Annotated in this window: 17 protein-coding genes and 1 tRNA gene; 9 read left to right on the forward strand and 9 right to left on the reverse strand. The window is 73.7% G+C overall.

What is annotated here, in order from left to right; all coding sequences use genetic code 11:
- Nucleotides 1-28 precede the first annotated feature (28 nt).
- The 4 genes from FH715_RS12355 to FH715_RS12370 are packed head-to-tail and all read right to left on the reverse strand — an operon-like array spanning nt 29 to nt 3,872.
- Nucleotides 29-946 (reverse strand): ABC transporter ATP-binding protein, encoded by a 918-nt coding sequence (locus tag FH715_RS12355; RefSeq protein WP_139644467.1) that lies wholly within the window; start codon nt 944-946, stop codon nt 29-31.
- Nucleotides 943-1,827 (reverse strand): ABC-2 transporter permease, encoded by an 885-nt coding sequence (locus FH715_RS12360; RefSeq protein WP_139644469.1) that lies wholly within the window; start codon nt 1,825-1,827, stop codon nt 943-945. Before FH715_RS12360 ends, FH715_RS12355 begins: the two co-directional genes overlap by 4 nt.
- Complete coding sequence (locus tag FH715_RS12365; RefSeq protein ID WP_139644803.1) at nt 1,824-2,819, reverse strand: ABC transporter ATP-binding protein; 996 nt, start codon at nt 2,817-2,819, stop codon at nt 1,824-1,826. Before FH715_RS12365 ends, FH715_RS12360 begins: the two co-directional genes overlap by 4 nt.
- A gap of 45 nt (nt 2,820-2,864) precedes the next feature.
- The gene (locus tag FH715_RS12370) at nt 2,865-3,872 is read right to left on the reverse strand and encodes an LLM class flavin-dependent oxidoreductase (protein ID WP_139644471.1); all 1,008 of its coding nucleotides are present in this window, start codon (nt 3,870-3,872) and stop codon (nt 2,865-2,867) included.
- 132 nt (nt 3,873-4,004) lie between these two features.
- On the opposite strand from FH715_RS12370, the gene FH715_RS12375 reads away from it, so the two are divergent.
- Nucleotides 4,005-4,847 carry an HAD family hydrolase gene (locus FH715_RS12375; protein ID WP_139644473.1) on the forward strand — a complete coding sequence of 281 codons (843 nt, stop codon included), beginning with the start codon at nt 4,005-4,007 and terminating at the stop codon, nt 4,845-4,847.
- A 54-nt stretch (nt 4,848-4,901) separates the two neighbouring features.
- On the opposite strand, the gene FH715_RS12380 is transcribed toward FH715_RS12375, so the two are convergent.
- The 3 genes from FH715_RS12380 to FH715_RS12390 form a co-directional block, all read right to left on the reverse strand.
- The gene (locus FH715_RS12380) at nt 4,902-5,732 is read right to left on the reverse strand and encodes a hypothetical protein (protein WP_139644474.1); all 831 of its coding nucleotides are present in this window, start codon (nt 5,730-5,732) and stop codon (nt 4,902-4,904) included.
- Nucleotides 5,733-5,991: 259 nt separating this feature from the next.
- The gene (locus tag FH715_RS12385; protein WP_139644476.1) at nt 5,992-6,945 is read right to left on the reverse strand and encodes a metallophosphoesterase; all 954 of its coding nucleotides are present in this window, start codon (nt 6,943-6,945) and stop codon (nt 5,992-5,994) included.
- A 152-nt stretch (nt 6,946-7,097) separates the two neighbouring features.
- The gene (locus tag FH715_RS12390) at nt 7,098-8,222 is read right to left on the reverse strand and encodes a LacI family DNA-binding transcriptional regulator (protein ID WP_139644480.1); all 1,125 of its coding nucleotides are present in this window, start codon (nt 8,220-8,222) and stop codon (nt 7,098-7,100) included.
- Between the two features lie 298 nt (nt 8,223-8,520).
- Here FH715_RS12390 and hisC point away from each other — a divergent pair, with 298 nt between their 5' ends.
- From hisC to FH715_RS12415, 5 genes are all read left to right on the forward strand, one after another.
- The gene (gene hisC / locus FH715_RS12395; RefSeq protein WP_139644482.1) at nt 8,521-9,645 is read left to right on the forward strand and encodes a histidinol-phosphate transaminase; all 1,125 of its coding nucleotides are present in this window, start codon (nt 8,521-8,523) and stop codon (nt 9,643-9,645) included.
- Between the two features lie 288 nt (nt 9,646-9,933).
- A complete protein-coding gene (locus FH715_RS12400; protein ID WP_139644483.1) occupies nt 9,934-11,469 on the forward strand; it encodes a cytochrome ubiquinol oxidase subunit I in 1,536 nt (511 codons plus the stop codon).
- A 45-nt stretch (nt 11,470-11,514) separates the two neighbouring features.
- Complete coding sequence (cydB, locus tag FH715_RS12405) at nt 11,515-12,543, forward strand: cytochrome d ubiquinol oxidase subunit II (protein WP_139644485.1); 1,029 nt, start codon at nt 11,515-11,517, stop codon at nt 12,541-12,543.
- Complete coding sequence (cydD, locus tag FH715_RS12410) at nt 12,540-16,025, forward strand: thiol reductant ABC exporter subunit CydD (protein ID WP_139644487.1); 3,486 nt, start codon at nt 12,540-12,542, stop codon at nt 16,023-16,025. Before cydB ends, cydD begins: the two co-directional genes overlap by 4 nt.
- A gap of 82 nt (nt 16,026-16,107) precedes the next feature.
- Nucleotides 16,108-17,643 (forward strand): GAF domain-containing sensor histidine kinase, encoded by a 1,536-nt coding sequence (locus FH715_RS12415; RefSeq protein WP_139644488.1) that lies wholly within the window; start codon nt 16,108-16,110, stop codon nt 17,641-17,643.
- Between the two features lie 480 nt (nt 17,644-18,123).
- On the opposite strand, the gene FH715_RS12420 is transcribed toward FH715_RS12415, so the two are convergent.
- Both FH715_RS12420 and FH715_RS12425 read right to left on the reverse strand, forming a co-directional pair.
- A complete protein-coding gene (locus tag FH715_RS12420) occupies nt 18,124-19,272 on the reverse strand; it encodes a glycosyltransferase family 4 protein (RefSeq protein ID WP_246108712.1) in 1,149 nt (382 codons plus the stop codon).
- Between the two features lie 338 nt (nt 19,273-19,610).
- Nucleotides 19,611-19,697: transfer RNA gene (locus tag FH715_RS12425), tRNA-Leu, on the reverse strand.
- Between the two features lie 326 nt (nt 19,698-20,023).
- Here FH715_RS12425 and FH715_RS12430 point away from each other — a divergent pair.
- Genes FH715_RS12430 through FH715_RS12440 form a run of 3 tightly spaced genes read left to right on the forward strand, consistent with a single transcriptional unit; the run spans nt 20,024 to nt 22,917 of the window.
- On the forward strand, nt 20,024-20,872 hold the full coding sequence (locus tag FH715_RS12430) for an FHA domain-containing protein (RefSeq protein WP_139644490.1): 849 nt from the start codon (nt 20,024-20,026) through the stop codon (nt 20,870-20,872).
- 10 nt (nt 20,873-20,882) lie between these two features.
- Nucleotides 20,883-21,401 (forward strand): FHA domain-containing protein FhaB/FipA, encoded by a 519-nt coding sequence (locus FH715_RS12435; protein WP_139644492.1) that lies wholly within the window; start codon nt 20,883-20,885, stop codon nt 21,399-21,401.
- Between the two features lie 40 nt (nt 21,402-21,441).
- On the forward strand, nt 21,442-22,917 hold the full coding sequence (locus FH715_RS12440; RefSeq protein ID WP_139644494.1) for a PP2C family protein-serine/threonine phosphatase: 1,476 nt from the start codon (nt 21,442-21,444) through the stop codon (nt 22,915-22,917).
- Nucleotides 22,918-22,960: the final 43 nt, after the last annotated feature.

Consider the following 22,960-nt stretch of genomic DNA (forward strand, 5'->3'; position numbering starts at 1 on the left):
TGGCAGGGGCGGAGTTGACGCATCGTCGTCACGCCCCCACCAGGTAGGAGAAGACGTTCTCCAGGGACTCGTCGGACGGCGCGACCGTCAGCAGCCTGATGTCCCGTTCCCTGGCCAGCGAGGGCAGCCGTTCGGTGAAGCGCGCGAAGTCCACGGCCTCGACCCGCAGCGCGTCCTCGGCCCCGTCCACCTCGATGCCGGTCGTGGAGGCGTCGGCGATCAGCGCGGCGGCCAGCGCCCGGTTGTCGCTGGAGCGGATCAGATAGCGGTGCGGCCGGTCGGTCATCAGCCGGCGGATCTTGCGGAAGTCGCCCGAGGCGGCGTGCCGGCCGGCGACGATCACCTCGATGTGGCTGGCGAGCTGCTCGACCTCCTCCAGGATGTGCGAGGAGAACAGGACCGTGCGCCCCTCCTCCCCCATCTTGGCCAGCAGGTCCATCAGTTGGAGCCGCTGCCTGGGGTCCATCCCGTTGAACGGCTCGTCGAGCAGCAGCACCGACGGCTGGTGGACCAGCGCGGAGGCCATCTTGACCCGCTGCCGCATCCCCTTGCTGTAGGTGTCGATGCGGCGGTCGGCGGCGTGCGTCATCTCGACCGTGGCCAGCGCCTCGGCCGCCGCCGCCTTCGGGTCGGGCAGACCGTGCAGCTCGGCGTTGGCCAGCACGAACTCGCCACCGGTGAGGTAGTCGTACATCCCCTCGCGCTCGGGCACCAGGCCGATGTGGCGGTAGCTCTCCGCGTTCCGCCAGATCGGGCGCTCGTCGAGGGTGACGGTGCCGGCGGAGGGGGCGAGGAAGCCGCTCATCATGTTGATCAACGTGGACTTGCCGGCGCCGTTGGGGCCGAGCAGGCCGGTGACCCCGGGGCCGATCGTCATCGTGACGTCGTTGACCGCGACCACGTTCCCGAACCAGCGGGAGGTGTTGTCGATGTGGAGGGTGGTCACAGCCCGGCCTTTCGGTAGCGGCGTCCCAGCAGCAGGTAGCAGGCGACGGTGACGAGGACCGCGGTGGCCAGCAGGGCGACCCCGGCGATGTCGGTGGGCGGCTCCTCGAACGGGTAACCCGAGGTGCCGCCGAGGAAGGCCGACTGGATGCCGTCGATCACGGAGCCGGGGGAGAAGATCCCGATCCAGCCGAGCGTTTCCTCGCTGCCGGCGTCGTAGGCGACGGCCTGGATGGCGGTGACCGCGAAGTACGGGATGGTCAGCACCCCGATGACGGCGGCCACGCCGAACCCGCGGCGCGGGGTGAGGCTCGCGACCCACAGCGCGATCGCCGCGTGCATCAGCGAGAAGACGACGGAGATCACCAGGCCCTGGGCGAAGCCCTTGGTCTGGTCGGCGAAGCCCAGCTCGGCGAGGAGCCCGCCGACGTACGCGATCACCAGCGGCAGCGCCACGAAGAGGAAGATCGCGGAGCTGAGCGCCGCGTACTTGGCGGCCACGTAGTCGCCGCGCTCGATGGGGCGCGAGAAGTACAGCGGGGTGACCTTGTAGCGCAGGTCGAGCGAGACCATCTGCGGGGCGGCCAGCGCGATGTAGAGGCCGACGATCGGCTGCATGAACAGCGCGTAGCTCGTGTACTCGATCGGCAGCTCGTCCAGGCCGACGAACGCGGCGATCGCCACCATCACCAGCGCGGGCGCCATCATGATGGCGAACAGGCCCATCGGCAGGACCTTGGAGCGTGCCGAGCGGCCGAGACCGAACGAGCCGCGCAGCGAGTGCGTGAAGAGCGCCCGCCTGGCGTGGGAGACCCCCAGCCGCTCGCCCGAGTAGGAGCGGTAGCCGATGTTGTGGATACGGGCATCGGTGCCGGTGCTCATCGGTTGACCTCCGCGCTGGTGACCTCGGCCGTCGGGTCGGCGCCGGCCTCGGGGCCGCGCCGGAACACCTCGGCTATCTCGTGCCGGCCGCGCTCCATCCGGACCAGGCCCAGGCCCAGCTCGACGACGGCGTCCCTGACCTTGTCGTAGACGCCGTCGTCGGTGATCTCCAGATGCAGCTGGCGCCCCGGTGCCGTCACCGCCTCGATCCCGACGGCGGAGAGCGCCGAACGCAGCGCGGCGGCACCGTCCGGGTGCGCGTCGCTGTCGGTCACCTCGACGGCGAGGGCCGCGGTGGCCTCGACGAAGCTGGCCGTGGTCTGCGAACGCAGCAGCTTGCCGCCGTCGATCACCACGATGTGGTCGCTGGTGCGCTCCAGCTCGCGCAACAGGTGCGAGGTGACCAGCACGGAGATGCCGAAGTCGCTGTGGACGCGCCGGATCAGGCCCAGCATCTCGTCCCTGCCGACCGGGTCGAGGCCGTTGGTCGGCTCGTCGAGCAGCACCAGCTTCGGGTCGTGCACCAGCGCCTGGGCCAGCTTCACCCGCTGCTTCATGCCCGTCGAGTAGCCGCCCATCGGGCGGTAGCGCTCCTCGTAGAGCCCGACGTGGCGCAGGGTGTCGGCCGTCCGCTCGCGGGCGGCGGTGCGGGGCAGCCCGGACATGGCGGCCATGTGCACCACGAACTCGGTGGCGCTCACGTCGGGCGGCAGGCAGTCGTGCTCGGGCATGTAGCCCACCTGTGCCCTGATGGCCGAACCCTCGGCGGCGGATTCGAGGCCCAGCACGCGGGCGGTGCCCTCGGTCGCGGGAGCCAACCCCAACAGGATCTTGATCAGGGTTGACTTGCCCGCGCCGTTGGACCCCACCAGGCCTGTCACGCCGGGCTGGATGTCGATGGTCAGGCCGTCCAACGCGGTCACCCGGGGGTACCGCTTGGTCAAGCCGTTGGTTTGAATGACGCTCACGTCGACGACGGTAGTCGCGACCATCGTCACGCGCGTCAGCCTTCGGTAGCTGGTCCCGCGCCGGGGCCCCTAGGGGCCCGCGATGGCCTGGCGGCCGGCGGCGGGCGCCGCGGCTCCGGTGGCGCCCGCTGTGACCTGGGCCATCCCCTCCGACGCGATCTTCTCGAACGTCTCAGGGTCGGTGGCGAAGACCGAGTCCTCGATCGGCCAGTGCACCACGAGCTCGTCGAAACCCAGCTCGGTCACGCGCCCGACGTGGTCGACGAACGCGTCCACCGAGTCCAACGTCGCCACCCCCGCCGGCCGGTCGCCCGTGTCCAGCAGCACCCGCCGCAGGTCACCGGGGCGCCGGCCGCTGTCCTCGCAGACGCTGTCCAGCACCTCGACCTGCCGGGCGAGACCGGCCAGGTAGTCGGCGGGGCTGGCGTCGCTGCCCAGGGTCTTGAGGTCGCCCGTCGTCACCCAGCCCTGCCCGTGCCGCGCGGCCAGCCACATCCCGCGCCGCCCGGCGGCGGCCACCAGGAACGGCAGCCGGGGGCGTTGCAGACAGCCCGGCTCGTTGCGCACCTCGCGCGCCGAGTAGAAGTCGCCACGGTAGGAGACGCCGCCGACTCCGCCCTCCTCCTCGCCGCCCTGGCACAGCACCAGGTCGAGCAGCCGCAGGAACTCGGCGAACCGGTCCGCGCGCTCCCTCGGCGACCACGCCTCGTCGCCCAGGGCGGTCGCGTCGAAGCCGGTGCCGCCCGAGCCGATGCCGAGGGTGACCCGGCCGCCGGAGATGTCGTCGAGGCTCAGCAGGTCCTTCGCCAACGGCACCGGGTGGCGGAAGTTGGGCGAGGTGACCAGGGTGCCGAGCCTGATCCGCTCGGTGGCCACGGCCGCCGCCGTCAACGTGGGCAGGGCACCGAACCAGGGGCGGTCGCGGAAGCCACGCCAGGAGAGATGGTCGTAGGTGTAGGCGGCGTGGAAGCCCAACTCCTCTGCGCGCTCCCAGCGTTGACGCCCGCCCTGGTCCCAGCGGTGGACGGGCAGGATCACGGTGGAAAGCCGCAGCGCAGGCTCGGGAGGAACAGCCATGAGCAGCAAGCGTAGGGCCTTGCCGGCCGTTCCCATGCCGCTTCCCCACAATGCGCCGGTCAGCCGCTCGTCGCGCGCCCCCGAGCCCCCGCCGGCGGCCAGTCCCGCCCGCCGCCGGCGGGCATATGCTGGGTGACCGTGCCAGACACCGCGCCCCGACGCCCCCGACTGATCGCCTCCGACCTCGACGGCACCCTTCTCCGCGGCGACAAGACCGTCTCGCCCCGCACCGCCGCCGCCCTCGCCGCCGCCGGCGCCGCCGGTGTGCGGATCGTCTTCGTGACCGGCCGCCCGGCCCGGTGGATGGGCGTGGTCAGCGCGCACCTGGACGGCCACGGCCTGGCGATCTGCGGCAACGGCGCCGCCGTCGTCGACCTGCGGGACGGCGGCCGGCTCGTCGAGGTTCGGCCGCTGCCCAGGGAGAACGCCCTCTCCGTGGTCCACGCGCTGCGTTCCGCCGCCCCCGGCACCACGTTCGCCGCGGAGCGCAGCGTCGGCCTGGTCCAGGAGCCCGGCTACCCGCCGATGACCATGGACCCGGCGGTCGAGGTGGCGCCCGTCGAGAAGCTGCTCGCCGAGGGCGAAACGTACCGGGGCGCACCGGTGTTGAAGCTGCTGGCGCATCATCCGACGTTCGACCCCGACGCGTTCCTTGAGCTGGCCCGCCGGACGACCGGGCGGTGGGCCGAGTCGACCCGTTCCAGCCCCTCGGCGCTGCTGGAGATCAGCGCCCCCGGCGTCAGCAAGGCCACCACGCTGGCCCTGCGCTGCGCGCGGGACGGCATCGAGCCGGAGCGGGTCGTCGCGTTCGGTGACATGCCCAACGACCTGGAGATGCTGGGCTGGGCCGGCACCGGCTACGCGATGGCCAACGCGCATCCGGCCGTGCTGGCTGCCACCGAGCACCGCGCGGGCAGCAACGAGGACGACGGAGTGGCCCGGGTCATCGAACGGCTGCTGCTCCTCCCCGAGTGACCTCCCGAGTGACCTCCCGAGTGATCCGCGGTGGCCGGCGGGGCCGGCCGCGGGTCAGGGCTCCTCGGAGGGGCCGGTGAAGTCGGGCCCCGCGTAGCCGGGCCGCGCGTAGTCCGGGTGGTACCCGGGCGGGCGACCGTCCCCCTCGCCCGTTCGCCCGCCGCGCGCCTCGCCGCCGCTGGAGAACTCCGGGCTGCTGAAGTGCGGACTGCTGTAACGCAACCGGGGCGTGCGCCCCTCGGACGGCGGCGCGTCCCCCAACTCGCGCCGCAGCAACGGCGCGAAGCCCTCCTCCAGCAGCGCGCGCCGCCACGCCCCGCGCGCCGTCGCCACCTCCTCGGTCAGCGCGGCGCCCGGCGCCGGCGCGGAGGCCCGGATCGAGGTCGCACCGTTGCGCAACGCCGCGACCCACAGGGCGCCCGCGGCCACCAACGCGCCCCCGGATGCCAGCAGCGCGAACGCCCAGCCGACCGAGCGCATGGGCGCCGCGACCGAGGGCTCGGGGCTGGCCAGCCGAAGCGCGTAGCCGAGCAGCAGAAAGACCAGCGCGCTGGAGCCCGCCAGGACCGGGATCAGCGCGAACGTGACCAGCAGCCCGCCGGCACCGCGCCGGTTCGCCGTCCCGCCGCGTTCCCCCCGCCGGCCGGCGACGCCGCGTTCGCCCTGGTCGGCCTCGCGCTGCCGTTCGCGGAGCGCCGCGAATCTTCGGTACTGGGGCTCGGCGGTCGTGAGGATCTCCGGCAGCGCGGCGAGCGCGGACTCCCGCAGCGCCGCGAGGCGTTGGGAGTCGGCGCCGGTCGAAGCCCGCGCGGTGCGCAGCGCTTCGTCCAGCACCTGCTCGACTTCGGACCGGTCACCTGCCGGCAGTTCGACTGGGCTGTTCATGGACGCCCCCAGATCCACTCAGGCAGAGAGCTGTTGAGCGAGGGTCGTTCGCACGCGGGTCGTTCGAACGAAGGTCGTTGAGCCAGAAACCAAGATGGTAGAGCGCGGCAGGCGTTCGCGACAGGAGGAAAGCGCGAGTCGGCAGCGCCCCGGCTCGCCCGCGTCGAAACGTCCCCTGCCCACGTCCACGCCGTCCACACCTCCCGGGCGAAGCCCGGTGGGTCGTCGCGCGCCCCCGCCGACCGCCGGCGGGTCCGGCTCAGTCGGGCAGCGGCAGCCGCGCCACCAGCAACCGGCCGCCCATGGTGACCCCGCCGTCCATGGCGATGGCCAGCGACTCCGCGTAGACGTGCGGCCCCTCGACCCGCGGCGGCGCGTCCTCGCCGTCGCCGTCGGGGTCGGAGTCGGCGCCGCCGGTCTCCCCCGTCAGATACGGGATCGGGCTGTGCCCGTGGACCACGCGCTTGCCGCCGAAGGTGTCCAGCAGCTCGCGCACGGCGCCCGGCCCGTCCTCGTCGCGGAAGGCGAAGCGCTTGGTGAACTTGCGGAACAGCTCCCAGGTCTCGCCGACGTCGTTGCGCTGCAAAGCCTGCCAGATCGCGTCGTTGACGTCGTCGACCGCGCTGCCGTAGTCGAGGTAGGAGGAGGTGTCGGAGTGGACCAGCAGATAGCCGTCCTCCACCGCCATCGAGTCCAGCCGGGACATCCACTGGATGTGGTGGTCGCGCAGCCGCTCCATGTCGGTGCGCTGGCCGCCGTTGAGCATCCAGGCGGCCTGGAAGGACGCGGTGCCGGCGGCCGAGTCGACCGGGGTGTCGGCGAACCTGCTGGCGCCGAGGAGCAGCAGCTCGTGGTTGCCGAGCAGGGCCTTGCAGTAGCCGCCCGAGGCCGCGGCCTCGGCGGAGAGCCGCATCACCAGGTCCAGCACGCCGACGCCGTCGGGTCCCCGGTCGGTGAAGTCGCCGAGGAACCACAGCCGCGCGTTGCCGGCGGCCCAGCTGTCCTCGCTGTCCGTCAGTCCGGCCTCGCGCAGGGCGGCCTTCAGCTCGTCCAGATAGCCGTGGACGTCGCCCACCACGTAGAGCGGCCCGACGCCGCCGTCCAGGACGGGGATGTCCGGCAGAGTGGGCGTGTACAGGTCGGGAGCCGCCCCGTCGCCGCCTTTGGGCGTGCCGTCTCCCACCGCTGGTCCCTGGTCGGCCCCCTGAGTCATCGACCCCTCCACCACTGCGCGCCGCCTCCACCTGCGGGACCCGGACGATCGGGCCGGGTCCCCATGCCGTTCGCCCATCATAGGAATCCCGGTGGCCAGTTGTGACACACCTGGGGGAGACCGTTGCCAGGCCGCTAACTGTTTACCCGAAACTACCGTTCGACGGCAGGGGGCTTGCGGGGGGCTGCCACAGTCGCTCGTTCGGTGCGGCGCGCCCCCGGTTGGGAGGACGCGCGGACGAGGAGTTCGGTTGGCATCATTCCGCACCGGGGTCCGCGCGGCTCGGCGCCCTCGATCGCGTCGATGAGCAGCTGGATCACGGCCGTGCCGATGCGGGCCGGCTGGAGGGAGAGGGTGGTGACCGGCGGCTCGGTCGCCGCGTAGACGGTGGACTCGCTGCAGCACACCAGCAGCAGGTCCTCGGGAACACGCAGGCCGTAGCGGCGCGCGGCGGCCAGCAGGTCGGTGCCGTTGGGGTCGAAGAGCCCGTAGACGGCGTCGGGGCGGTCGGGGCGGGCCAGCAGCCGGTCGGCGGCGATGGCGCCGGCGCAGGGGTCGTGCGCGGGGTACGCCTCGTAGACGGGCTCCTGACCGGCGCGCTCGCACCAGTTGAGGTAGGCGGTGGTGGACAGTCGGGTGTAGGTGTCGGTGCTGGTCCCGGTGAGCAGGCCGATCCGGCGGGCGCCGGCGGCGGCGAGATGGTCGAGGAGTCCGGCGACGGCGGCCTGGTGGTCGTTGTCCACCCAGGCCGTCACGGGCAGGTCGCCGCCCGGCTGGCCGTCGGAGACGACCGGGATGCCCTGCCGCACCAGCTCGGTGACGACGGGGTCGTGGTCGGAGGGGTCGATCACGACGGTGCCGTCGAGGGCGACGTTGGACCAGACGTCGAAGTCCCGGTGCTGGGAGGCGGCCGGCAGGATCACCAGCGCGTAGCCGCGGGCCAGCGCGGCGGAGGTCGCTGCCCGCGCCATCTCGGCGAAGTAGGCGAACTCGGTGAAGGTGAACGGTTCTTCGCCGTAGGTGGTGACCGTGAGCCCGATCAGCCCCGACTTCCCGGTGCGCAGGGTGCGCGCCGCCGCCGACGGCCGGTAGCCGAGCCGGTCGGCGATGGCGCGGACGTGGCGGCGGGTGGTGTCGGGCAACCGCCCCTTGCCGTTGAGCGCGTCGGAGACAGTGGTGATCGAGACGCCGGCCGCTGCCGCCACCTCACGGATGCCCGCCCTGCCGCTGGTACGGCGGCCCTTGGCCCGTGGCGCCGGATGCTTCGCTGCTGTCATGGCGACCTGATCGTAGGCCCGGGCCGGACCGGCTCCCCGGGCCCGAAAGCCCTGGCGAGCAGACGTTTTTGCATGGTCAACACGGCGCCGGTGCCTGGGATCGAAAGACCCGCCAGGTCAGAGAGCGCGGGTTCAACGCCAGCCCTCCGGAGCCGCACGGTGGGCGCCGCTCTTTCAACGCGAGGCGGCTCACTCGATCGAGTGGAGCGCGCAGGGCAGCGCGGGGGCGCGCGGATGCCAGCGTGCGCTGGGCTGACAGGGGGGTGGCGGAAGCGGGACGCGCCCTTAGGGTGAGCGGGTGACCGCTCATTCTTCCTCCTCCCCGGGCGCAGGCCCCGAGCCCGCCACCGGCGGAAGCCCCCGGCTGCGCGCCGCGCTCGACGGCCTGCCGGCCTATGTGCCCGGCCGCGCCGGCGCCGCCACGGGACGCACGTTCAAGCTGTCGTCGAACGAGAACCCCTACCCGCCGCTGCCCGGGGTGCTGGAGACCGCGGTGGCCGCCGCCGGCGCGCTCAACCGCTACCCGGACCTGGCCAGTTCGGCGCTGATCGCCGAGCTGTCCGAGTACCTGTCGGTGCCGGCCGACCACCTGGCCGTGGGCACGGGGTCGGTGGGCGTGGCCCAGCAGCTGGTGCAGGCCACGGCCGGCCCGGGCGACGAGGTGATCTACGCCTGGCGGTCCTTCGAGGCGTACCCGATCGTCGTCCAGATCTCCGGCGCCCGCTCGGTGCGGGTCCCGCTGACCGCCGACGAGGAGCACGACCTGCCGGCGATGGCGGAGGCGATCACCGACCGCACCCGGCTGATCTTCCTGTGCAGCCCCAACAACCCGACGGGCCCCGCGCTGCGCCGCGACGCGCTGCTGGCCTTCCTGGACCGGGTGCCGTCCGACGTGCTGGTGGTGCTGGACGAGGCGTACCGCGAGTTCATCCGCGACCCCGAGGTACCGGACGGGGTCGAGGTCTACCGGGACCGGCCCAACGTCTGCGTGCTGCGCACCTTCTCCAAGGCGTACGGGCTGGCCGGGCTGCGGGTCGGCTACGCGGTGGCGCACCCGCCGGTCGCCGCCGCGCTGCGCAAGACGGCGGTGCCGTTCGGCGTCAGCCAGATCGCCCAGGACACGGCGATCGCCTCGCTGCGCGCGCGGGAGGCGCTGCTGGAGCGGGTGGAGTCGCTGGTCGCCGAGCGCTCCCGGGTGGCCGAGGCGCTGCGCGCCCAGGGGTGGACGGTGGCCGACTCGCAGGCCAACTTCGTCTGGCTGCGGCTGGGCGAGGCCACGGCCGACTTCGCCGCCCGCTGCGAGGCCCGGGGGGTGACCGTGCGGCCGTTCGCCGGAGAGGGCGTGCGCGTCACGGTCGCCGAGCCCGAGGCCAACGACCTGGTCCTCGCGGTGGCCGAGGAGTTCCTGGCGGAACGTTCCTGAGCGTCGCCGGATAGTTCTTCCGGGGAGCCTCGCCGGGCGACCCGAGGGTGGGGCGGGTGGCGGCCGACTACCGGCCTTGCCGGCCCGGACGGTGGTCGGGCGCGCCCGGCTGAGCGCTCGTCGTCGTCGTCGACGACCGCCACCGCCGGCAGCTCCATGGCCACCCCCTCACCCCTTCTCCCACCTGCGGCTTCACAGAAAACACACCCCCCTTTCGGGTCGGTGCGCGACGAGGAGCATAATGGCTTGTGAATGTGAATACGTTCACAAGCAACCTGGAGCGGCACCATGGAACTCGCGCTCGCGCCGGAGACCCTGGCCCGGTGGCAGTTCGGGATCACCACCGTCTACCACTTCCTCTTCGTCCCGCTGACCCTCTCGCTGGCCAGCCTCACCGCCGGTCTCCAGACCGCCTGGGTGCGCACCGGCAAGGAGAAGTACCTCAGGGCCACCAAGTTCTGGGGCAAGCTCTTCCTGATCAACATCGCCATGGGCGTGGTCACCGGCATCGTGCAGGAGTTCCAGTTCGGCATGAACTGGTCCGACTACTCCCGCTTCGTGGGCGACGTCTTCGGGGCGCCGCTGGCCTTCGAGGCGCTGATCGCGTTCTTCTTCGAGTCGACCTTCATCGGCCTGTGGATCTTCGGCTGGGACAAGCTCCCGCCCAAGCTGCACCTCGCCACCATCTGGGCGGTCGCCGCCGGCAGCGTGCTCTCCGCGTACTTCATCCTGGCCGCCAACTCCTGGATGCAGCACCCGGTCGGATACCGCATCGACGAGGAGACCGGACGGGCCGAGCTGACCGACATCGTGCGGGTGCTGACGCAGAACACCGCCGTCGCCCAGTTCGCGCACACCATCACGGCCGCCTTCCTGGTGGGCGGCGCGTTCCTGGTCGGGATCTCCGCCTACCACCTGCTGCGCCGCCGGCACATCGCCGTGATGCGCACCTCGCTGCGGCTGGGGCTGGTGACGATGGTGGTGGCGGGAGCGCTGACCGCGTTCAGCGGTGACCGGCTCGGCAAGATCATGTACGAGCAGCAGCCGATGAAGATGGCCGCCGCCGAGGCGCTCTGGGAGACGGAGGCGCCCGCGCCGTTCTCGCTCTTCGCCGTGGGCGACGTGGACGCCGGCCACAACGTGGTCAGCGTCGAGGTGCCGGGGCTGCTGTCCTTCCTGGCCCACGACAACTTCAGCGACCCGGTGCCCGGCATCAACGACACCAACGAACAGCTGCGGGAGGCATACGGGCCCGGCGACTACCGGCCCAACATCCCGCTGGCCTACTGGAGTTTCCGCTGGATGATCGGCTTCGGCATGGCCTCGGTCGCGGTCGGCGCGGCGGGGCTCTGGCTGACCCGGCGACGGTTCCTGTTGGCCGAGACGCTGCGCACCGGCGAGGAGGAGGTGCCGAGGCTGGCCCTCACCCGCCATCTGCCGCTGGGCCCCGCGCTGACCCGCTGGTACTGGCGGATCGCCACGCTGACCATGCTCTTCCCGCTGGTCGCCAACGCCTGGGGCTGGATCTTCACCGAGACCGGGCGTCAACCCTGGGTGGTGTACGGGGTGTTGAAGACCGCCGACGCGGTCTCCCCCGGCGTCTCGCAGGGCGAGGTGATCACCTCGATGGTCGTCTTCACCGCGCTCTACGGGCTGCTGGCCGTGATCGAGGTGCGGCTGATCGTCCGCTACGCCAAGGCGGGGCCGCCCGAGCTGACCGAGGCGGACCGCCATCCGCCAACCCGGATCGGCGGGCCGCCCTCGCTGCCGGGGCCCCGCCGGGACGACGAGTCCGAGGACCGGCCCATGGCCTTCTCCTACTGACCGCCCACGGACAACGCCACATCGACGCGCGAAGGAGCGTCCGGGATGGAACTTCACACCCTCTGGTTCGTCGTGATCGCCGTGCTGTGGGTCGGCTACTTCTTCCTCGAAGGGTTCGACTTCGGCATCGGCGTGCTCACCGGGACCCTGGCCAGGGACCGGGCCGAGCGACGGGTGCTGATCAACACCATCGGCCCGGTCTGGGACGGCAACGAGGTCTGGCTGCTGACCGCCGCCGGCGCCACGTTCGCCGCGTTCCCCGACTGGTACGCCACCCTCTTCTCCGGCTTCTATCTGCCGCTGCTGCTGATCCTGGTCTGCCTGATCGTGCGCGGGGTCGCGTTCGAGTACCGCGCCAAGCGGCCCGAGGAACGCTGGCAGCGGCGCTGGGAGCACGCGATCTTCTGGTCCTCGCTGACGGTCTCGGTGCTGTGGGGGGTGCTCTTCGCCAACATGGTGCGGGGGGTGCCGATCGACGCCCAGGGCGAGTTCGTCGGCGACCTCGGCGATCTGCTCTCGCCCTACGCGCTGCTCGGCGGCGCGGTGAGCCTGGCGCTCTTCACCCTGCACGGCGCGCTCTTCGCCGCGCTGAAGACGGTGGGCGAGATCCGGGAGCGGGCGCGGCGGCTGGCCGGCCGGCTGGGGTGGGGCGGCGGTGCGCTGACCTTGGGCTTCCTCGGCTGGACGCTGGCCGAGGCGGAGAACGGGCGCGGGGTGCCGGCGCTGGTCGTCGCCGTGCTGGCGCTGCTGGGCGCGCTGGCGGCCAACGCGCGGAAGCGGGAGGGCTGGGCGTTCCTCAGCTCGGGGGTGCTGGTGGTCGCGGTGGTCGCGCTGTGGTTCCTGACGCTCTTCCCCCAGCTGATGCCGTCCTCGCTCGACCCCGCCTGGTCGCTGACGGCGGCCGAGTCCGCTTCCTCGCCCTACACGCTGCGGATCATGACCTGGTGCGCGGCGTTCGCGACCCCGGTGGTGCTGCTCTACCAGGGCTGGACCTACTGGGTCTTCCGCAAGCGGATCGGCACCCACCATCTGGCGCCCGCCGCCCACGGCGCCGACACCCGGAGCCCGGCGTGAGGCCCGTCGACCCCCGGCTGCTGCGCCACGCGGGCGCGGCCAGGCGGCTGCTGGTCGCCTCGGTGCTGCTGGGCGTGGCGGAGGCCGGACTGCTCGTCGCCCAGGCGCTGTTGCTCGCGCGGCTGATCGCGGGCACGGTGACGGCCGGGCAGGGGCTGGACGCGTTGGGCGGCACACTCGGGTGGCTGGCTGCCACGGCGCTGGCGCGGGGGCTGGTCGGCTATCTCAGGGACTGGCTGGCGCACCGCACGGGCGCCTCCGTCACCTCGCGGCTGCGGCTGCTGCTGCTCGACCGGGCGGCGCTGCTGGCCCCGCACGGGCTCGCGGGGCGGCCGACGGGGGAGTTGACCACGCTGGCCACCCGGGGGATCGACGCGCTGGAGGAGTACTTCGGGCGCTATCTACCGCAGCTGGGGCTGGCGGCGGTGGTGCCGTTCGCGGTGCTCGGCTGGGTGGCGACCGAGGACCCGGTGGCGGCCGGGATCATGCTGGTGACGCTGCCGCTGATCCCGCTCTTCATGGTGCTGATCGGCTGGGCGACGCAGGCCCAGACGGACCGGCGCTGGCGACGGCTGGCGCGGCTCTCCGGGCACTTCCTCGACGTGGTGGCCGGACTGCCGACGTTGAAGGTCTTCGGCAGGGCCGGCGCGCAGGCGGAGAACATCCGCGCCATCACCGACTCCTACCGGCGGGGAACGCTGCGCACGCTGCGGATCGCCTTTCTCTCCTCGTTCGCGCTGGAGCTGCTGGCCACCCTCTCGGTGGCGCTGGTCGCGGTGAGCATCGGGATGCGACTGGTCCACGGGGATCTGGGGCTGGAGACGGCGCTGGTGGTACTGGTCCTGGCACCCGAGGTCTATCTGCCGCTGCGGCAGGTGGGGGCCAGGTTCCACGCGGCGCAGGAGGGGCTGGCAGCCGCCGCCGAGGTCTTCGAGGTGCTGGAGACCGAGCCGCCGACCGACGGCGGGGCCCCCGTTCCGACGCGTCCGGCGCTGCGGCTGGAGCGCGCGGTGGTGCGGTACCCCGGGCGTTCGGGCGAGGCGCTGGCGGCGACCAGCCTGAGCGTCGCGCCGGGGGAGACGGTCGTGCTCACCGGCCCCTCGGGCAGCGGCAAGTCGACCGCGCTGCGCGCCCTGCTGGGGCTGGTGCGGCCGGAGTCGGGGCGGGTGCTGGTGGGCGGGGTCGAGCTGGCCTCGTTGGACCTGGCGGCGTGGCACCGCGAGGTGGCGTGGGTGCCCCAGCGTCCGCTGCTCTTCGCCGGCACGGTCGGTGAGAACGTGCGGCTGGCCCGGCCGGAGGCCGGCGACGCCGAGGTGGCGGCGGCGCTCGCCGAGGCGGCGGCCGGGGAACTGGACCCGGGGCTGCCGTTGGGCCCGGGGGGCGCCGGACTCTCGGCCGGCCAGCGGCAACGGGTCGCGCTGGCCAGGGCGTTCCTCGCCGACCGGCCGATCCTGCTGCTGGACGAGCCGACGGCCGCGTTGGACGGCCCGACGGAGGCGGCGGTGGTGGCGGCGATCCGCCGCCACGGGGCGGGGCGGACGGTGGTACTGGTCTCGCACCGGCCGGCGTTGGGCGCCCTCGCCGACCGAATGATTCACGTGAAACATCGCCCGTCCGAGGCCGCGCCCCCGCCCACGCCCCGGCCCCCCGCCGTCGAGGCCGGGGAGCCGGCCGGGGCCGACGCCCCGGCGGCGCCGGGCGCGGCGGGGCCGGCGGCGGCCGAGGGGCCGGCGCTGCGCTGGGCGCGGCGGCTGGCGCGCGGGGGGCGGGTGCGGCTGGCGCTGGCCATGGTGTGGGGGGCGCTGGCGCTGGGCAGCGCGGTCGGACTGATGGCCACCTCGGGGTGGCTGATCTCCCGCGCCTGGGAACAGCCCCCGGTGCTCTATCTGCTGGTCGCGGTCACCGCGACCCGCGCCTTCGGCCTCGGGCGCGCCGCCTTCCGCTACGCGGAGCGGCTGCTCGGCCATGACGCGGTGCTGCGACTGCTGGCCGGCCTGCGGGTCGCGGTCTACCAACGGCTGGAACGGCTGGCCCCCGCGGGGCTGGGCCGGGCCGGGCGGGGCGATCTGCTCTCCCGGGTGGTGGCCGACGTGGACGCGCTCCAGGACTACTTCCTGCGCTGGCTGCTGCCGGTGACCGCCGCGGGCGGCGTCGGGGTCGCCGCCGTGGTCTTCACGGGCTGGCTGCTGCCCGTCGCCGGGCTCGCGCTGGCCGCGGGGCTGCTGCTGGCCGGCGTCGCGGTGCCCGCGCTGACCGCCGCGCTGGCCAGGCGGGCGGAGTCCCGGCTGGCGCCGGCGCGCGGGGCGCTGGCCGAACGGGTGGTCGACCTGATGACCGGCACCGACGAACTGCTGGTGGCCGGGGCGCTCCCCCGGCGCCGCGCCGCGCTGGCCGCGGCGGACCGGGAGCTGACCGGGCTGGCCAGGCGCTCGGCCGGGACCACCGCGCTGGCCGGCGGGCTGACCGCGGTGCTCACCGGGGCGACGGTCGCCGCGGCCGGCTGGGCCGGCGTACCGGCCGTGGCCGGGGGCGAGTTGGCGGGCGTCTGGCTGGCGACGGTGGTGCTGGTCCCGCTGGCCGCCTTCGAGGCGGTGGCGGGGCTGCCGGCGGCGGTGCAGCACCGGCAGCGCGCCCGCCGCGCCGCCGAACGGGTGCGGGAGGTGCTGACCGCGCCCGAGCCCGTGCGCGAGCCCGAACGGCCGGCGCCGACGCCGGACGGCCCGTTCCCCCTGCGGCTGCGCGGCCTGACCGCGCGCCACCCCGGGCGGCCGGCGCCGGCGCTGCGCGGGGTCGACCTGGAGCTGACGGCGGGCCGCCGGATCGCCGTCGTCGGCGCCTCGGGCGCCGGCAAGACGACGCTGGCCCACTGCCTGCTGCGCTTTCTCGACGCGGAGCGAGGCACCTACACCCTGGCCGGCACCGAGGCCACCGCCCTGCGCGGCGAGACGGTGCGGCGCTGGGTCGGGCTGTGCGCGCAGGACGCCCATGTCTTCGACAGCACGCTCCGGGAGAACCTGCTGCTGGCCCGCCCCTCGGCGGCGGAGGCCGAGCTGCGCGCCGCGCTGGGCCGCGCCCGGCTGCTGACCTGGGTCGACTCCCTGCCCGACGGGCTCGACACCCGGGTGGGCGAGGGCGGCGCCCGGATCTCCGGCGGGCAGCGGCAACGGCTGGCGCTCGCCAGGGCGTTGCTCGCCGACTTCCCGGTGCTGGTGCTGGACGAGCCGGCCGAGCACCTGGACCTGGAGACGGCCGACGCCCTCACCGACGACCTGCTGGCCGCCGCCGAGGGCCGGGCCGCCGTGCTGATCACCCACCGGCTGGCCGGCGTCGAAGCGGTGGACGAGGTGCTGGTGCTGGACGCCGGCCGGGTGGTGCAACGCGGCGCCCCCGCCGAACTGGCCGCGGTCGCCGGCCCCTACCGCGCGCTACTCGCCCGGGAGACCGCCGCCGCGCGCGTTCCCGAGCCGGCGGGAGGCCGCTGACATCGCCGGCGCGTCGCTGTCGCGCACCGCCCGGGGGCATTCCCGACTTTCGCTGACGAAGGGGACTCCTTACGCTGCTGCTATGCGGCAGGTGGCGGAGCCGCTGAGGGCCCTGGCCGCCCTCGGCGGCGACAACGAGCCAGACGCCGTGCCGGCCCGGGCAGTCCGGGCCGCCGCGGAGGCGACCGGCGCTGGCCACGCCGCACTCGCCGTGCTCAGCGACGACGGGGAACGCATCGACCGGCTGCTCACCCACGGCGAGGGGCCCGTGCACGACCCAGAGCCGCTGCTGCACGCGCTGCTCGACGGGCGGGGCGCCCGCCCCTCGCCCGACACCACGCTCTGGGCGCCCGTGCTGGTGCACGGCGCCAAGTCCGGCGCGCTGTGGCTCACCGACCCGCCGGGCGAGACGTTCACCGAGGCCGACCGCGAACTGGTGCGGGCGCTGGCCGCCCACGCCGGCCTCGCGGTCGGCAACGCCAGGCTCCACGAGGCGGTCCGCCAACAGGCACGCTGGCTGGACGGCAGCCTGGAACTGTCCACCTCGCTGCTCTCCGCCGAGCCGGAGGACAACGCCCTCGCCGTCGTCGCCGAGCAGGCCAGACGGCTGGCCAGGGCGGCGGTCGGCGCGGTGCTCGAACCGAACGGCGAGGGCGGTCTGACCGTCGTCGCCGTCTGCGCCGACGACCCCGGCGGGCTGCTGGGCTCCACGGTCCCCGCCGACTCCCCCGCGCTGCGGCAGGTCCTCACCGGCGACCCGGTCTTCCGCGACCGCCCCACTCCCGACGCCGCCCCGCTGCTCGGCCTCGGCTCCCCTGAGGGCCCCCACATGCTGCTGCCGCTGACCAGCGACGACACCACGCTGGGCGTGCTCTCGCTGGCCAGGACCCCCGACGCGCCCCCCTACTCGGTGCCGGAACGGGCCAACGCCACCCAGTTCGCCCAACAGGCGGCGCTCGCCCTGCTGTTGACGCGGGCGCGCCGCGACAGGGAGCTGCTGGCGGTACTGGAGGACCGCGACCGGATCGCCCGCGACCTGCACGACCTGGTGATCCAACGGCTCTTCGCCGTCGGCCTGATCATGGAGGGCGCCCGCCGTGTCACCTCGTCCCAGGACGTGCGGGACCGCGTCGACCAGGCGACCACCGAACTGGACGCCACCGTGCAGGAGATCCGCACCGCGATCTTCTCGCTCCAGCAGCACCCGGAGGACGCCCCCACCGGGCTGCGCACCCGCGTGCTGCGCGAGACCGGCGCGGCGGCCCAACTGCTGGGCTTCCGGCCGGCCGTCTCGTTCGTGGGCCCCGTCGACTCGGTGATCGAGGAGGGCGTCGCCCGCAACCTGCTGGCCGCGCTCCGCGAGGGCCTGTCCAACGCGGCGCGGCACGCGAACGCCTCCCGCGTCGAGGTGACGGTCAACGCGCGCGCCCACGGGGACGACGGTCAGGACGCGGTGCGGCTGACCGTCGCGGACGACGGCGTCGGGATGAACGCCGGCGGCCGGCGCAGCGGGCTGCGGAACCTGGCCCGAAGGGCCGAGTCCCTCGGCGGCACGGCCACGGTGGGACCCGGCATCGGCGGCTCCGGCACGGAGCTGACCTGGCAGACCCCCCGCTGAGCCCCTCCGGGGGGGGCGCACGCCGACAACCCACCCAGCCACGAAGCTCCGTAGTCGCGTGCGGCCCGCCACGAATGCACCGCGCAGTTCCCCGCGCCCCCAAGCAGGCCGCCACCTACCGCGCGTGAACCCACACCTGGCCGACCACGCCCACCACAACCAGGGGCGCGGGGAACTGCGCGAGCAACCCACCACCGGGGCGCGGACGACAACCCACCCAGCCACCAAGCCCCGTAGTCGACTGCGGCCCGCCACACAGCATTCGCGCAGTTCCCCGCGCCCCCAGACAGGCCGCCACCTGCCGCGCGTGAACCCACACCTGGCCGACCACGCCCACCACAACCAGGGGCGCGGGGAACTGCGCGAGCAACCCACCACCGGGGCGCGGACGACAACCCACCCAGCCACGAAGCCCCGTAGTCGCGTGCGGCCCGCCACGAATGCACCGCGCCCCCAAGCAGGCCGAGCGCCGGCCCGCGCCTACCCGACGCCCCGCCGCTGGCGGGCCGGGCCCGTCGGGAGGCACCGCGTGTAGACCGCGAGGCACTCGCCGGCCGCCCGTTCCGCCGAGCCGGCCTCGCGCATGTGGTCGCGGGCCGCGCGCCCCAGCGCGCCGCGCAGCTCCGCGTCGACCAGCAGCGTCTCGACCGCGCGGGCCAGCGCCGCCGGGTCGCCCGGCGGGACCAGGCAGTGCGCCGCCTGCCCGGGCGGCAGCAGCTCGCCGGCGCCGCCCACGTCGGTCACCACCGCCGGGCGGCCCACCGCCATCGCCTCCAACGGGGCGAGCCCGGACCCGCCGGACCGGTTGGGCGAGACCACCAGGTCGGCGGCGGCGAACCAGGGCGCCGTGTCCTCGGTGTGCCCGGTGAAGAGGACCTCGGGCCCGGCCGCCCGACGCAGCGCCGCCCGTTCCGGCCCGTCGCCGACCACCGCGAGCCGCGCCTCCGGCACCCGGGCCCGCACCCGGGGCCAGGCCCGCAGCAGTACGTCCCGGCCGCGTTCCGGCGTGAGCCGCCCGACGCACACCACCAGCGGCGCCCGCTGCGGCAGCCCGTGGACGGCGGCCAGCGCCGCCCGCGACTGGCGGCGGGCGACCTGGTCGCCGGCGGGGAGGCGTTCCGGATCGACGCCGGCCCGCACCACCGACATCGGCGCCGCGACGCCGGCCCGTTCGCCGGCCAGGCGCTGCTGGCCGGTGGCGCACAGCACCCGGTGCGTCCACGTGGCCGCCCGGCGCTCCCAGCGGCGGGCGGCCAGCGCGCCGACGCCGCCGGCCGCCTCGAACGACCAGACATGTGGCTGAAAGACGGTGGGCAGCCGCCCGCGCAGCGCCAACCGGCCGGCCAACCCGGCCTTGCCACCGTGGAGATGGACCACGTCGGGGGCGGCTCGCCGCAGCGCGCGACCCGCGCAGTAGACCTCCCACGGCAGGTTCCCCGTCGGGCCGCGTTCCGCGAGCCACAGTCCCACCCCGGCGCCGGCCGCGCCGGCCTCACGGGCGAGCGTCCCGCCGGAGGGGCAGAGCACCACGGGGCGCATCCCCAGAAGCCGCTGCGCGCGCACCAGGTCGGCGACGGCCCTGGCCACCCCGCCGTGCGTCGGCTGCACCAGATGCGCGACGGTCAGCACGCGCGCCCCGCACCCCACTCTTCACACCCCATGACGAGACCTCCACGCTGGGTAACCATCGGGCGGTGAGCAACCCTGGCAGAAACCCATGCGGAAATCACGAGAACGCGCAGAAAACAAGCAGAAAAGGCCATTCTGCGATGACCAGACCGGTTATCCCCCGAACGGCCCCCGCCGCCGGAGTCGAGAGCGTCGGTGACTTTGGTCACGACCCCCGGGGCACCCCGAGAACTCCGGCCCCCGGCCCCCACACGGCACCCCGCCGACCCCAGACACAGCGAAAGGACCCCAGCTACGCTGAGGCCCTTCTCCCGAGATCCGATGGATCTTCGAACTTCTGGTGCGCGAGGGGGGAGTTGAACCCCCACGCCCTTTCGGGCACTGGAACCTGAATCCAGCGCGTCTGCCTATTCCGCCACCCGCGCAAGCACCTTGTCCTCCGGCCTCTCCTCGTCCCGGTGGGGACCGGAGCGCCTTCCGACACCCAGAAGGCTAGCACGCCCACAAGGGTGCCCTCACACGCCTTTTCGCACCCCCGTCCGCACCCCGCGCCCCCGCCCTGACCCGCGCACCGCCCCCGTCCCTCCGCATCACCTCCGGAGATGCGCGACACTGTTGCAAGCTCCCCCCTACGATCCGGGAGGGAGCACCGGTGTCCAGGTGGGAACCACCTGGGCGTCTCGCGCGTGGATACGATCAGCTAGCCCTACCACTTCAGCCGCGTGCCGGGACAACGGAGAAGGAGGTGCACATGGGAGTACTGAAGCGCTTCGAGCAGCGGCTGGAGGGCCTCGTCAACGGCACCTTCGCCAAGGTCTTCAAGTCCGAGGTACAGCCGGTCGAGATCGCCGGCGCGCTCCAGCGTGAGTGCGACAACAACGCCACCATCTGGAACCGTGAGCGCACGGTCGTCCCCAACGACTTCATCGTCGAGCTGAGCACCGGCGACTACCAGCGGCTCAGCCCCTACGCCGGGCAGCTGGGCGACGAACTGGCCGGCATGGTCAAGGAGTACGCCAAGCAGCAGCGGTACACGTTCATGGGGGAGATCCGCGTCCACCTGGAGCAGGTCGAGTCGTTGGACACCGGCCTCTACCGGGTGCGCAGCCGCACGCTCGCCGCCTCGGCCTCGGGACAGGGCGCGCCCCCGCCGTCCTCGGCCCCGACCTATGGCGGACCGCCGCAGCAGCAGCCGTTCACCGGCTCCCCGGGCTACCCGCCCCCGGGAGCCCCGCCGCCACCGCCGAACGCCCCGCCCGGGGCGCCCCCGCGCCCGCCGTCCGCGCCCTCGGCGCCGTACGGCCAGGCCGCGCCGGGACGCACCCGCCGCTGGGTCGAGATCAACGGCACCCGCCACCAGATCTCCCGCGGCTCCCTGGTGCTCGGCCGCAGCACCGAGGCCGACGTGCGGATCGACGACCCCGGGGTCTCCCGCCGGCACTGTGAGATTCAGGCCACCGAACCGCCCTCCGTGCGCGACCTCGGGTCCACCAACGGCATCGTGGTGGACGGACAGCACACCAAACGCGCTACGCTCCGCGACGGCTCACGGATCGTCGTGGGCAACACCACAGTCATCTACCGGCAAGCCGAAGGGTAAGCGGGGGGCAATGTCAGAGCTGACCCTGACGGTCATGAGGTTGGGCTTCCTGGCCGTCCTGTGGCTGTTCGTCATCGTGGCGGTCCAGGTGATCCGCAGCGATCTGTTCGGCACCCGGGTCACCCAGCGCGCCGCCGTCCGGCGCCCGGACCAGGCGGCGCAGCGCCGACCGCAGCAACAGCAGCAGCCGCAGGGCCAGGCCAAGCCCGCCGGCCGCGGCAGGCAGCGGCGCGGCGCCCCGACCAAACTGGTCGTCACCGAAGGTTCCCTGACCGGAACCACTGTCGCCCTCCAGGGGCAGACCATTACGCTCGGCCGGGCACACGACTCGACCATCGTGCTCGACGACGACTACGCCTCAGGCCGCCACGCCCGGATCTATCCGGACCAGAACGGCCAGTGGATCGTCGAGGACCTCGGCTCGACGAACGGCACCTATCTCGACCGAGGCCGACTGACCACCCCGGTCCCCATTCCGCCCGGCGCGCCGATCCGGATCGGCAAGACGGTCATCGAGCTTCGGAAGTAGGTCCGATCACAATGACGACCGGAGGGTGGGAGAGGCGCGCATGAGTTTGTCACTGAGATTCGCGGCGGGCTCCCACGTCGGAATGATCCGGGCCCACAACGAGGACTCCGGCTACGCCGGTCCCCGTCTGTTGGCCATCGCCGACGGCATGGGCGGCCAGGCCGCGGGCGAGGTGGCCAGCTCCGAGGTCATCTCCACCCTGGTCCCGCTCGACGACGACATCCCCGGCTCGGACCTGCTGACCTCGTTGGACGCCTCCGTGCAGCGCGCCAACGAGCAGCTGCGCGGCATGGTCTCGGACGATCCCCGGCTGGACGGGATGGGCACCACGCTCACCGCGCTGCTGTGGACCGGCCAGCGGATGGGTGTCGTGCATGTCGGCGACTCCCGCGCCTATCTGCTGCGGGACGGCGAGTTGACGCAGATCACGCAGGACCACACCTGGGTCCAGCGGCTGGTCGACGAGGGGCGGATCACCGAGGAGGAGGCGACGACCCATCCGCAGCGTTCGCTGCTGATGCGGGCGTTGGGCAGCGCCGACCGGATCGAGGCCGACCTCTCCATCCGCGAGGTGCGCCCGGGGGACCGCTACCTGCTCTGCTCGGACGGCCTGTCCGGCGTGGTCAGCCTGGAGACCATGCGGGACGCGATGGTCACCAACGCGGCGCCGCAGGACACCGTGCGCGAGCTGATCGAGCTGGCGCTGCGCGGCGGCGGCCCGGACAACATCACCTGCATCATCGCCGACGTCGTCGACATGGACAGCCAGGTCAGCGACACCCTGACCATGCAGCTCTCGGACGCGCCGCAGATCGTGGGCGCGGTCGCCGAGACGCAGGCGCAGCGTTCGTCCGACACCCCGCGCACCCCGGCGGCCCGCGCCGCCGAGCTGGGCCGGCCGCAGCAGCAGCCGGCTGGCGGCGCCGCCGGCTCGCCCGACCCGCAGACCGGCGTCTTCGGCCAGCTCTACCCGGACGACGAGTACGTCCAGCAGCGGCCCAAGCGCCGCCCGGTGCGGAACTGGCTGCTGATCGGCCTCGCCGTCGCGGTGGTGGGCGGCGGGCTCTACGCCGGCTACCGCTGGACGCAGACCCAGTACTACGTCGGCGTCAACGGCGATCACCTCGCGCTCTACCAGGGGTTGAGCCAGAGCCTCGGCCCGCTGGACCTCAGCAGCGTCAAGGAGGACCACCCGGAGATCCGGGTGGACTCGCTGCCCGCCTACCAGCGCAGCCAGGTGGAGAACAACTTCTCTGCCGACAGCCTGGAGGACGCCAGGACGCACCTCGACAACCTGGGCGCGCAGGCGGAGGTCTGCGACCTGCTCGCCGAGCAGTCCGAGTCCCCCGAGCCGGAGCAGCCGGAGGAGGAGGCGCCGGACGGAGAGCGGTCGGACGAGCAGGCGACCGAGGGCGGGACCCCCGGCAAGGAGGACCCCGACGCGCCGACCGAGGAGCCGCAGGCCCCGGAGTTGACCGAGGAACAGCGCGAGTTGGCCAAGCAGTGCGGCACATAGTGCGCGTCTAGTGCGCTTCGCAGCGGACCGAGAGACCTGAAGG

Origin of the sequence: Streptomyces sedi (assembly GCF_006335015.1) — a bacterium.
Taxonomy (GTDB): domain Bacteria; phylum Actinomycetota; class Actinomycetes; order Streptomycetales; family Streptomycetaceae; genus Streptomyces; species Streptomyces sedi.

Coding starts and splice junctions, on each gene's coding strand:
- FH715_RS12360 (WP_139644469.1), bottom strand. CDS start 1,827: ATGAGCACCGGCACCGATGCCCGTATCCACAACATCGGCTACCGCTCC.
- FH715_RS12365 (WP_139644803.1), bottom strand. CDS start 2,819: ATGGTCGCGACTACCGTCGTCGACGTGAGCGTCATTCAAACCAACGGC.
- FH715_RS12370 (WP_139644471.1), bottom strand. CDS start 3,872: ATGGCTGTTCCTCCCGAGCCTGCGCTGCGGCTTTCCACCGTGATCCTG.
- FH715_RS12380 (WP_139644474.1), bottom strand. CDS start 5,732: ATGAACAGCCCAGTCGAACTGCCGGCAGGTGACCGGTCCGAAGTCGAG.
- FH715_RS12385 (WP_139644476.1), bottom strand. CDS start 6,945: ATGACTCAGGGGGCCGACCAGGGACCAGCGGTGGGAGACGGCACGCCC.
- FH715_RS12390 (WP_139644480.1), bottom strand. CDS start 8,222: ATGACAGCAGCGAAGCATCCGGCGCCACGGGCCAAGGGCCGCCGTACC.
- FH715_RS12400 (WP_139644483.1), top strand. CDS start 9,934: ATGGAACTCGCGCTCGCGCCGGAGACCCTGGCCCGGTGGCAGTTCGGG.
- cydB (WP_139644485.1), top strand. CDS start 11,515: ATGGAACTTCACACCCTCTGGTTCGTCGTGATCGCCGTGCTGTGGGTC.
- FH715_RS12415 (WP_139644488.1), top strand. CDS start 16,108: ATGCGGCAGGTGGCGGAGCCGCTGAGGGCCCTGGCCGCCCTCGGCGGC.
- FH715_RS12430 (WP_139644490.1), top strand. CDS start 20,024: ATGGGAGTACTGAAGCGCTTCGAGCAGCGGCTGGAGGGCCTCGTCAAC.
- FH715_RS12435 (WP_139644492.1), top strand. CDS start 20,883: ATGTCAGAGCTGACCCTGACGGTCATGAGGTTGGGCTTCCTGGCCGTC.
- FH715_RS12440 (WP_139644494.1), top strand. CDS start 21,442: ATGAGTTTGTCACTGAGATTCGCGGCGGGCTCCCACGTCGGAATGATC.